The sequence below is a fragment of the Acinetobacter johnsonii genome (genome assembly GCF_048551975.1).
Taxonomy (GTDB): Bacteria; Pseudomonadota; Gammaproteobacteria; order Pseudomonadales; family Moraxellaceae; genus Acinetobacter; species Acinetobacter johnsonii_A.
In genome coordinates this window covers 1-249 of the sequence record NZ_JBIMCF010000339.1, presented here as the reverse complement: position 1 = coordinate 249, position 249 = coordinate 1, and the positions used below count along the sequence as shown (strand labels likewise).

The window sequence follows — 249 nt, the reverse complement described above, 5'->3', positions numbered from 1 at the left end:
TCGATTCACACCGCAGTCTTTCGCACAGCCCTGTAGAGTATCTTCTTTTACTAACACACGAATTAAAGCATTCTCAGCATTATCAACACTTAACAAGTTGTCAGAACCATTCATTTTTAAGATGGCATTACTTAAACCCTGAACAGTTTCTTCCCCAACAGAACTGTCATAACTTGTTCTGATTGTTAAATCTTTTTTGATCGAGAGATGGGTATTTAGCAAATAGGTTTTATATTTCTCAATCATGAC

The 249-nt window shown here is 35.7% G+C and carries 1 pseudogene; it reads right to left on the bottom strand.

The features are described 5' to 3' along the window. Positions 1-249, bottom strand: a pseudogene (locus ACG9ZB_RS17730) (rhombotarget A); the annotation flags it as partial.